9 protein-coding genes and 1 pseudogene are annotated in these 10,574 nt (G+C 59.5%); 3 read left to right on the top strand and 7 right to left on the bottom strand.

Annotated elements, in window-relative coordinates:
* Positions 1–33: 33 nt before the first annotated feature.
* Positions 34–771 (bottom strand): annotated as a pseudogene (locus tag PFH44_RS20650) (ABC transporter permease); the annotation flags it as partial.
* Positions 772–781: 10 nt separating this feature from the next.
* Positions 782–2,404, bottom strand: coding sequence for a TIGR04028 family ABC transporter substrate-binding protein (locus PFH44_RS20645; RefSeq protein WP_283825995.1), 1,623 nt, complete (start codon positions 2,402–2,404; stop codon positions 782–784).
* A gap of 293 nt (positions 2,405–2,697) precedes the next feature.
* Between PFH44_RS20645 and PFH44_RS20640 the strand changes: the two genes are divergently transcribed.
* A complete protein-coding gene (locus PFH44_RS20640) occupies positions 2,698–3,267 on the top strand; it encodes a hypothetical protein (protein WP_283825994.1) in 570 nt (189 codons plus the stop codon).
* Positions 3,268–3,309: 42 nt separating this feature from the next.
* On the opposite strand, the gene adhP is transcribed toward PFH44_RS20640, so the two are convergent.
* The gene (adhP, locus tag PFH44_RS20635; RefSeq protein WP_045855299.1) at positions 3,310–4,320 is read right to left on the bottom strand and encodes an alcohol dehydrogenase AdhP; all 1,011 of its coding nucleotides are present in this window, start codon (positions 4,318–4,320) and stop codon (positions 3,310–3,312) included.
* A gap of 256 nt (positions 4,321–4,576) precedes the next feature.
* On the opposite strand from adhP, the gene PFH44_RS20630 reads away from it, so the two are divergent.
* On the top strand, positions 4,577–5,176 hold the full coding sequence (locus tag PFH44_RS20630) for an inorganic diphosphatase (RefSeq protein ID WP_283825993.1): 600 nt from the start codon (positions 4,577–4,579) through the stop codon (positions 5,174–5,176).
* A gap of 55 nt (positions 5,177–5,231) precedes the next feature.
* Here PFH44_RS20630 and PFH44_RS20625 read toward each other — a convergent pair whose 3' ends face one another.
* From PFH44_RS20625 to PFH44_RS20610, 4 genes are all read right to left on the bottom strand, one after another.
* Complete coding sequence (locus tag PFH44_RS20625; RefSeq protein ID WP_283825992.1) at positions 5,232–6,944, bottom strand: ABC-F family ATP-binding cassette domain-containing protein; 1,713 nt, start codon at positions 6,942–6,944, stop codon at positions 5,232–5,234.
* Between the two features lie 381 nt (positions 6,945–7,325).
* Positions 7,326–9,023 (bottom strand): NAD-dependent malic enzyme, encoded by a 1,698-nt coding sequence (locus tag PFH44_RS20620; protein ID WP_045855302.1) that lies wholly within the window; start codon positions 9,021–9,023, stop codon positions 7,326–7,328.
* Positions 9,024–9,195: 172 nt separating this feature from the next.
* Positions 9,196–9,336, bottom strand: a complete 141-nt coding sequence (gene sra / locus PFH44_RS20615; RefSeq protein ID WP_004861775.1) for a stationary-phase-induced ribosome-associated protein — start codon at positions 9,334–9,336, stop codon at positions 9,196–9,198.
* A gap of 158 nt (positions 9,337–9,494) precedes the next feature.
* A complete protein-coding gene (locus tag PFH44_RS20610) occupies positions 9,495–10,346 on the bottom strand; it encodes a Vmh family MBL fold metallo-hydrolase (RefSeq protein ID WP_283825991.1) in 852 nt (283 codons plus the stop codon).
* 113 nt (positions 10,347–10,459) lie between these two features.
* On the opposite strand from PFH44_RS20610, the gene PFH44_RS20605 reads away from it, so the two are divergent.
* A partial coding sequence (locus PFH44_RS20605; RefSeq protein ID WP_283825996.1) for a helix-turn-helix domain-containing protein occupies positions 10,460–10,574 on the top strand: 115 nt, incomplete at its 3' end.

Here is a 10,574-nt window from a genome sequence, read left to right as displayed (position 1 = left end):
TGCTCAGGCGTCCCGTGGGCTCGGAGATGGTTATAAGAGACAGCCCAGCAGCAGGCCGGCGATGTTCAGCACCGGCAACAGCGCGTTGCCGATGACGTGTCGCCACAGCACGCCGGTTGCGCTCATTCCTTTGACCCGGGCAACGGCGACGAAGGGCTGGGCGGCAACCTGGTCCATGCTGCGCAGCAGTATTTGCGCCAGCGGCGCGGAGATCGGCACCGCGACGGCAATAATCGGCAGGATCAGCCCCTGTAGCGGGCTGGGGTTGATCACCGGGATCCAGCGCAGCTGGAAGGAGAACAGCTGAATCAGGGCGATGCCGAGCCAGAAGGTGGGCAGGGAGATAAACAGCACCGGCAGCGATTGCAGGACGTTACTCAGCCAGCGTACCCCCGGCAGCCGGGCGGCGAAGGCGAGGGTAAACGCCAGCGCGATCGCCGCGATAAAGGCCGGGAGCGCGAGGCTCAGGGTTTGCGGAAGATTGCTGGCGAGCAGGGCGTTGACCGCGATCCCCGCCTGCAGCGAGTAGCCAAAATCTCCGCGCAGCATCGCCAGCAGGCTGTGCAGGTACTGCCGCCACAGCGGGCTATCGGCGCCGTAGGCGAGGCGCATTTCGGCGATTTGCGCCGGGCTGAGGCCAAGGTCCGGATTCTGGAACTTGATCAGCACCGCATCCCCCGGCAGAACCTGCAGCAGCACGAAGGAGAGGGTGAACGCCGCCCACAGCACCAGGACACCCTGGCCCAGCCGGCTGAGAAGATAGTGGCTCATCGTCGACTCCTTAGCGCTTGTCGAGCCACGCGCCGTAGAACGACGGGCGGCCAACCGCTTCAAAACTGACGCCTTTCACCCATTTCGCGCCGGCAAAGACCTGCGGCTCCTCAAAGATAGGGATCACGTAGGCGTTATCCAGCAGATAGCGCTGGGCGTCGCCGGTCAGCTGCAGGCGCTTTTGCGCGTCAACCTCGGCGGAGATGGCGGTGAGCAGGGCGTTGAGCTTATCGTCGCGGAAGCTCTGCACCTTATCGCTGGAGCCGCCTTTTTGCAGCAGGGCATCGCGGTTGCCCGGGAAGAACATGCTTTTCACCACGTCCGGGTCGGCGCGGCCGACTTCGGACACGGTGAGCGGCGTTTTCAGCGGATCGAGATTATCGAGGGTGCGGCTGCCGGCGTCTCCGGCCTTGACGCTGAGCGCCACGCCGACCTGCCGCCACTGTTGAGCAACCAGCTGCAGCACCTCTTTATTTTGCGGCTGCGGCAGCGATTCGTAGACCGTTAGCGCCAGCCGCTGACCGTCTTTGGCGCGGATGCCGTCGGCGGCCGCCTTCCAGCCCGCTTCGTCCAATAGGGCGTTGGCCTTAGCCGGGTCGAAGGTAAGCCTGTCGCTGAGGTTAACATAGCCCGCCGCCGAGCTGGCGATGGCCGAGGTGGCCTGCGGGTAGTTGGCGGAAAACAGGGTATCGACGACCTGCTTTGCGTTAGTGGCATGCAGCAGCGCCTGGCGCACGCGCAGGTCGGAAACCAGCGGGTTGTCCGGGCGGAAGCTCAGGCTGTCGTTCACTCCGCGCGTTGGCGCGGCGTAGATGGTAAAGCCCTGGTCGGTGGTCTGCTTTTCATCGTAGGCCTGCACCTGGCGGATAAAATCGGCCTGGCCCGCCAGCAGAGCGCCGATGCGCACGCTATCTTCCGGGGTGACGATAAAGGTAATGCCGTTGAGGTTCGTCGGCCCCTGCTGCGGCAGGTTTTTCGGCCCCCAGCGGTAATCTTTGCGCGCCACCAGCGTCAGCTCGCGGCCCGGCTTTTCATCCTTAACGCTGAACGGGCCGGAGCCGATAATGTTGCGCGCATCGCCGAGCTCTTCGAAGTTGCGCTGCAGCGTGCTAAGCGACACCAGCCCCGAGCCGATGGTCGCCGTGCCCTGCAGGAAGCCGGGAGAGGGCTTTTTGAAATAGAACTTTACCGTCAGCGGGTCGATGACCTCGCTGCGATCGTAGTTGTTTATCACCTCCGAGACCGGCAGGCGGTGGGCTTTATTCCCCAGGCCGTAGGTATCGAAGTTTTTCGCAACCGCGTTGGCATCCAGCGGGGTGCCGTCGGAGAAGGTGACGCCGGGGCGCAGCCTGAAGGTATATTCGGTTTTGTCGGCGTTGGTGGTCCAGCTTTCGGCAATCCACGGCTCGATCGTTAAGGTTTTGGGATTCTGCCAGGTCAGCTTATCGGTGATCTGGTTGAGGATCCCACCGTTGGGGTAGAAGCCGCCGGCGGGCGGATAAAGGTTGGTGTGCGGCTGCTGCTCAAGATAGATCAGGGTGCCGCCTTTAACCGGCGTATCGGCGGCCCAGGCGGAAAAGGCGCCTGATAAAAAGAGTGCTGCCAGCGCGGGCAGGCGAAAACGGCTTTGCATGGTGAATTCCTTTGTTATCTATTGTGTTGTCATCATCCGGCGCGGTTATTGACAAAGGAACGAAGGAATTGCGCTAAGCATGTGCGTAAAAAGCATTAATCCGCTTCAGCATTCAAATAACGCCGGCGTTGGCGGGATCCTCTTTTGCCGCCTTACTACAGGGCGCATGCGTTAAGGATTTTTTATTTTGTCGGCTGGCACTAATCCCATTATTTAATAAAAAGATTGAGATGATACTTAAGGTTGATAGATTAATGGCTGATAAGTGAATGTTGCTAAAAGGGAAAAGAGTAATGCTGAAATATTTACTGGCGCTGGCAGTGGCGGTATTGACCGGCTGTACCGCGGCGCCGAATTTACCGCCGACCGATACCATAACGAAAGTTAAGCCAATATCTGCCGGTGTTATTGCGGTGTCCAATAAATACACCTATCGCTTTTATCGCGACGGCGCTCCGCAGGAGTATCAGCGCTACAGCAGCTTCTACCAGCGTTTTAATAACGTCGCCTCGGGCGTGCGGGTAAATTTTGCGGTTGAGCAGCATGAGGTGGTGGCGGAATATCTGGTGGTGCTTGATAAGCGTAAGCTGGACGCGGCGCAGCAGGCGATATTAACCCATGAATATAAAGCGACGGCGCTGGATAGTGAACATCTCGGCGTGCTGTTTAAAGCGAGCGGCTACTGGACGGCAGGGGACCCGAACGAGCTGGAAGAGTCCTGGCGGCTCTCCAGCCCGGTGGTCGTCTCGATCAACGATCGAACGCAAACCCTTTCGACTCTCGGAACCATCGCGCTGATCCCGCTGGTGCCGCTGTTCCCGCTGTACATGATGTACGGGTGCGCGACGGGGCCGTGCGTATAGCCTGAGCAGACGCCTCTCCCCGATTCGGGAGAGGCGCAGGGGCTAGCGGCGGAAGTCGATAACCATCCGGCCGCGGATCTGCCCCTGTTCCATCTCTTTAAAGATGGCGTTGATATCGCCCAGCGGGCGCAGCGTCACTTTCGGCACGACTTTCCCTTCGGCGGCAAACTGGAAGGCCTCAATCAGATCCTGACGGGTACCGACCAGCGAACCCACCACTTCGATGCCGTCCAGCACCAGTCGCGGAATGTCGAGGCTCATGGCTTCCGGCGGCAGGCCAACGGCCACCACGCGGCCGCCGGCGCGCACTGCGTCAACGGCGGAGTTGAAGGCGGCTTTCGCGACCGCGGTGACCACCGCGGCATGGGCGCCGCCGGTCTTCTCCTGAATCACCTTCGCCGCATCTTCGCTGCGGGAGTTAATGGTCAGGTCGGCGCCCATCTCTGCGGCCAGCTTCAGCTGCTCGTCGTTGACGTCGATGGCGATAACTTTGGCATTGAAGACATTTTTCGCATACTGCAGCGCCAGATTACCCAGGCCGCCGAGGCCGTAAATCGCAATCCACTGACCCGGCTTGATGTGGGAGACCTTCACCGCTTTGTAGGTTGTGACGCCGGCGCAGGTGATGCTGCTGGCCGCCGCGGAGTCGAGGCCATCCGGCACTTTTACCGCGTAGTTGGCGGTGACGATACACTCTTCAGCCATGCCGCCGTCAACGGTATAACCGGCGTTTTTTACCGAGCGGCAGAGCGTCTCGTTGCCGCTATTACAGTAGTCACAGTGGCCGCAGCCTTCAAAGAACCATGCCACGCTGGCGCGATCGCCGGGTTTCAGTGAATTGACGCCGGGGCCGACCTGCAGAACCACGCCGACGCCCTCATGTCCGAGGATGACGCCGGTTTTATCACCAAAATCGCCGTTTTTGACGTGCAGGTCGGTGTGGCAGACGCCACAGCAGTCCATTTTCAGCAGCGCTTCGCCATGTTGCAGGGGACGCAGCGTTTTTTCCGTTACATTGACCTGATGATCGTGAGTGACAACGGCAGCTCTCATGTTTTCTCCTTGATATTAGTGACAAATTACGTCGCGTTCTTTGTGAATAATACTCATTAAGGATTAACTCTTATGCCGCGCAATGCAAGTTTGATAGTGAAAAATGTGGTTTCAACCAGCACGGATAGCAAAATGCTCGTTTTTTAGTCAATTTTATGGCGGTTAATATTCACGCCATGAATTGATCATATTTCTTTCATAGCCGATCGGCAGGCTGTTAGCGGACAATTTCTTATAACAACAGAGTGATAACCCAATGCATCTGGTAAAAAGCATCCTCGCCGCAACGCTGCTCTTCTCCGCCGCCGCTCAGGCCCACAACGTACTGGATTTCCCGCAGCCGGAAAACAATCCGGAGGAGTTTTACGCGGTTACTGAAATTCCGACCGGCGGCATTATCAAATATGAAACTGACGCCAAAACCGGGTTTATCATCGCCGATCGCTTCCAGTCGATGCCGGTGGCTTACCCGGCCAACTACGGCTCGCTGACCCAGTCGCTGGCCGGCGATGGCGATCCGCTTGACGTGGTGTTCTATACCCGTGCGCCGATGGCGCCGGGCACCTTGATTAAGCTGCGGGCGATTGGCGTACTGAAGATGATCGATGGCGGAGAGAAGGACGATAAAATCATCGCCGTGCCGGCCAGCAAAATTGACCCGACCTATGATGATATTAAGAACATCAGCGATCTGCCGAAAATGGAGCAGGAGCGTCTGCAGGCCTTCTTCCGGGTCTATAAGCAGCTGCCGGAGGGCCGCAAAAAGGTCGAGCTGAACGGCTTTAACGACGCCGCGGCGGCGAAGCAGGAAATTAAACAGGCATGGGATGCCTGGAAAGCGAAGCAGCCGCAGTAGTTTGCTACACGCCGCCCGGCCCAGGCTTGACGCTGTGGGACGGGCGGGTTGGGTGTTAACTCAGTCTGGCATTGATTTCCGCGATCTCCTCTTGCCACCGCGCCTGCTGCTGCGGTTTCTGATGCTTAGGCTTGCGCGCCATATCCTCGGCCAGGCGCTGCTCCAGGCTAATCAACCGTTCCAGCAGCGCGTCGCTCTCCTCCACGCGCGTTACCGCCTCTGGCGTCGGGGCTGACCGCTCGCCGCGGCCGGTCGCATTGCCCAGCCGGGCATAGACCTCGTCAACGTCGTGCCATTCGCTGAGGCCCTGGTCGTCGATAAGCCAGAAGCGGTTACAGCTGCGAGCGATCAGCTGGCGGTCATGGCTGACCAGCAGCAGGCCGCCGGGGTAGTCCCGCAGCGTATCCGCCAGCGCCTCTTTGCCTTCCATATCAAGATGGTTGGTGGGCTCATCTAACAGCAGCAAGCTATAGCGCGCCAGCGACAGCCCGACAAACAGCAGCCGGGAGCGCTCGCCTCCGCTGAGAGTGCTGACTTTCTGCGCGTGGCGAGCCCAGCCGAAGCCAGCGGAAATCAGCGCGCGTTTACGCACTTCCGGCGCCGGAGCGAAGGCCTCAAGCGCCTCCAGCAGGCCGTGATTGTCGTCCAGCTGATGCAGGGTCTGGTCATAGTAACCCGGGCTAAGGCGGGGATGCAGACGCAGCCCGGCGTCCGGCGTCGGCTGCTGCAGCTGTCGCCACAGCAGGCGCAGCAGCGACGATTTTCCGCCGCCGTTGCGGCCCATGATGGCGACCCGATCCCCGCTTTTCAGCCGCGCCAGCCCGGTGGTAAAGAGGGCGGGCAGGCCCGGCGCCGGCGGGACCGGCAGTCCTTCCATCTCCAGCAGCCGGTCGGCCTGCACCGCGTCGCCGTGCAGCGCCAGCCGCCACGGCGTTCCGGCGGTCACGCTGGTTTGGTTCTCCTGCAGACGCAGCACCTGTTTTTCCATCTGTTTGGCTTTGCGCGAGAGATCTTCGTTGTCATAGACCTGGCCCCAGGTAGCTAACCGCCTGGCGCTGGCGGTGACGCGGTCGATCTCCTTTTGCTCGGCCCTATGGCGCAGGGCGTCGCTTTCGTCCTGCTCCTGCAGCGCCCGGCGAGCGGCGCTGCAGGGAAGAGAGAAGGCGTGCAGGCTGTGGTCGCGCAGGATCCAACTGCTATTAGTTACAGCATCCAATAAGAGGTTGTCGTGCGACACCACGACGAAGCTCCCCTGCCAGGTTTGCAGGAAGCTTTCCAGCCACAGCAGGGTCGGCAGATCGAGATGGTTGCCGGGCTCATCAAGCAGCAGCAGGTCAGGCTGCTGAATCAGGGCCCGCGCCAGCAGCAGCCGGGTATGCTGGCCGCCGCTCAGAGTGGCCGCCTGCTGCTCGAAGCTGTCGTCGTCAAAGCCCATTTCAGCCAGCAGGCGCTCCGCCTGCCAGCGATGGTTTTCCCGACCCGCGGTGGGGAGGCGGGCGAGCACCGCCTGCACCAGCGATTGTGCTGATACCGCCTGCGGCAGATGCTGCTCCACGCGGGCCATCAGGCAGTGGTTAGCCAGCGCCACGCGGCCGGAATTGGGCGTAAGCGTGCCGTCGAGCACCTGCAGTAAGGTACTTTTTCCGCAGCCGTTATAGCCAATCAGGCCAACGCGGTCGCCTTTTTTGAGGGTAAAGGAGAGATCGTTGAATAAGGGGCCAAATGCCGTTTCAACGTACAGAGATTGTGCGGTTAAGAATGTGCTCATTGTGAACTTACTCAAGAGTTACAGGCATGGAAATGCCTCGTCAAACATCGCTGACGATAACCCGGTAAGCCCGAGGGAAGGGGACTAAGGTTTGGTTTCTTCGCTCAAGCTAAAGTTATCGCAGCACGATACCGATAACGCTTGAGGGGGTGCGATCGCCAAATGTATGTGAAAAATTAAACATTTCACAGTACGGCATGGGATCCTCCTTTTCTATTCAGTTAGTTGATGGGTGCAGGCAGTGTAGAGGGAGATCGTCGATTTAGCCAGCGGCTAAAAATGGCAGGGATGCGGGTAAGAGCGTTAAGCAAAAAAAAGCGGGCCCCGTTGAGGCCCGCCGCGTTCGCCGTTATCCGGACGCTTTGTTCAGGCGAATAGCAATTAAATCGACGTCCGGCGGTAGTTGCGATACTCCGGCTGCCAGAAGTTATCGTTGATCGACTGCAGCAGCGCCTCGGCGGAGGTTTTCACCGCCACGCCCTGTTCCTGCGCCACTTTACCCACCGCAAAGGCGATGGCGCGCGATACGGTCTGAATATCCTTCAGCTCCGGCAGCACCGGGCCTTCGCCGTTGTTCACCAGCGGCGAGTGCTTCGCCAACGTTTCGCTGGCGGCCATCAGCATATCCTCGGTGACCCGCGAAGCGCCGGAGGCGATCACCCCGAGACCAATGCCCGGGAAGATGTAGGAGTTATTGCACTGGGCAATCACGTACTGCTTGCCTTTCAGCGTCACCGGCGCAAACGGGCTGCCGGTGGCAACCAGCGCTTCGCCGTCGGTCCAGCTAAGAATGTTCTGCGGCGTCGCCTCTACCCGGGAGGTGGGATTCGACAGCGGCATGACGATCGGCCGCGGGCAGTGCTTATGCATCTCGCGAATAATCTCTTCGGTGAACAGTCCCGGCTGGCCGGAAACGCCGATCAGAATATCGGGCTTGACGTTGCGCACCACGTCCAGCAGCGAGAGGACGTCGCTGGTGGTATCCCACTGCTGCAGGTTGTCCCGCTTCTGCACCAGCTTGCTCTGGAAAGGCAGCAGGTTCGGCATCGCGTCGGTGAGCAGGCCGAAGCGATCGACCATAAAGACGCGCTGGCGCGCGGCCTCCTCGCTCAGGCCCTCACGCTGGATCTGGGCGACGATCTGCTCGGCGATACCGCAGCCGGCGGAACCGGCGCCGAGGAAGACAATTTTCTGTTCGCTCAGCTGGCTGCCGGCGCCGCGGCTGGCGGCGATAAGCGTCCCCACGGTGACCGAAGCGGTGCCCTGGATATCGTCGTTGAACGAGCAGATTTCATTCCGGTAGCGGTTAAGCAGCGGCATGGCGTTCTTCTGGGCAAAGTCTTCAAACTGCAGCAGCACGTCCGGCCAGCGGTGCTTAATGGCCTGGATAACGTCATCAACGAACTGATAGTACTCGTCATCGGTGATACGCGGGTGGCGCCAGCCCATATACAGCGGATCGTCGAGCAGCTGCTGATTGTTGGTTCCGACGTCCAGCACAACGGGCAGGGTGTAGGCCGGGCTGATCCCGCCGCAGGTAGTGTACAGCGACAGCTTCCCGATAGGGATGCCCATTCCGCCGATGCCCTGATCGCCAAGGCCGAGGATACGCTCGCCGTCGGTAACCACGATCACCTTAACGTTGTGATTAGGCACGTTTTGCAGGATATCGTCGAGGTTATGTCGGTTCTGATAGGAGATAAATACGCCCCGGGCGCGGCGATAGATTTCGGAGAAGCGTTCGCAGGCGGCGCCGACCGTCGGGGTATAGATGACCGGCATCATCTCTTCCAGATGGTTGCCAATCAGGCGATAAAACAGGGTTTCGTTGGTGTCCTGGATATTGCGCAGGTAAATGTGCTTGTCGATCTCGGTTTTGAACCCCTGATACTGGATCCACGCGCGCTCTGCCTGCTCTTCGATAGTTTCAACCACTTCCGGCAGCAGGCCCAGCAGGTTGAAGCTGCTGCGCTCCTCGATGCTGAAGGCGCTACCTTTATTGAGAAGCGGGAACTCGAGCAGGACGGGGCCCGCGTAGGGGATATACAGGGAACGGTTTTTTTTATGGGTGAATTGCATCGCACTAACTCCTTGATAATCGCTTCAGGCCCGGCGCGGCGATAGACGAGCGGGCTGGCGGGGAATGCTGCGGGCAGAGTATAGAGCAGTTGCGGTTAAAGAGGGGGGATAGCGTTAAAAAAACACCATCCTGGCAAAAGGACGGTGTTTTTATCATCACTCAGTCGAGAAATTAGCCCGCGCGGCGTTTGCGGCCGGTGGCGTGAGCGTGGTTGATGGTGGTTTCCACATCGCCGTCCAGCACCACTTTTTTCTGCTGGGACAGCTTATAGTTCAGACCGAGAAGATGACGTGCCTGATGGTTCGATTTCATTCTTACTCCTTAATCCACTTCTGTTTCAAGGACAAGCCCGGCGAAGCCGGACGAAATATAACCCTAACGGCGGCCCGTTAACCGAACCGCGCACTCTATGGTGGTCTATATTTTCACCAATGGCAACCTCACGTTCGCGGATTAGGAACAGTCTGCGGCTACCACTTCATCTCGCCGGTGTTGACCTTGGCGCTCAGCTCCAGCGAGCTCTCTTCCGCCAGCTTCGGCCAGCGCTGCTTCATCTCTTTAATCACCCCGGCGGAATCCTTATGGTTCTTCAGCGCCTGCTCAAACTGCTGCAGGTAGTCGCGGGTGAAGACGATCGCCCGGTCGCCCGCCGGCGGCGTGCCGAGATAGTGTCCCGGAATCACCTGCTGCGGATGCAGCGCGGCCATATCGTCGAGGGTTTTACGCCACTGGCGGCGGCTCTCGGCGGTCTGGGTATCGGCGGTCCAGACGTGCATGTCCCAGGCGACGCCGGTCCCGCCGAGAATGGCCTTGTTGCCCGGGATCCACACAAAGGCGGCGTAGCTATCCGGCTCGCGGATTTCGACCTTCTCGCCGTCGATGGTAAAGGAGTGGGCTTCAATCACCTGCGGAGCATAGACCTGCTGCGGGGCGCCGTCTTTCATCTGCGGTCCCCAGTAGGCCAGCTTCGTGGCTTTGGTGGCGTTAATGTGATTGACCACTTCCTGCGTCGCGACAATTTTCGCCTGCGGGAAGGCTTTAACCAGCGGCTCAAGGCCGAAGTAGAAATCCGGATCGCCGGAGGTGATCACAATCCGGCTCAGCGGCTTGCCGTTTTTGCGGATCATCTCCACCAGCTTCTCGCCGTCCTTGACGCTGAACTGGGCGTCAAACAGCACCGCTTCGTGAGGGCCGGAGGCCAGCGTGGAGTTGACGGCGAAAATCCCTTTATCCTGCGGGTTGTAGGTTTGCAGCTGCAGCGGCGCGGCGAAGGCGGCGCTGCTGAACAGGGCGGTGGCGATGGCAAGGGTCGAAAGTTTCATGATTGTTTTCTCAATGTCGGGTGAATAACGCTATTTTACGTATTTCCTGATTTGCGAAAATTCCTGAAAAAAGAGATGCTGAGTTTCATAAAACGTGCAGATGGAAACGACGTATGGATAGAATTATCGCCGCCAGGGTGTATATCCGCATTTGCGAGCTGGGCAGCCTTAGCGCCGCCGCGCGGGCGCTGGGCATGTCGCGGCCGATGGTCAGCCGCTATCTTGAGC

The organism is Klebsiella sp. Ech2A (genome assembly GCF_030078455.1).
Lineage (GTDB): Bacteria > Pseudomonadota > Gammaproteobacteria > Enterobacterales > Enterobacteriaceae > Klebsiella > Klebsiella terrigena.
This window is presented reverse-complemented; position numbering and strand designations above follow the sequence as displayed.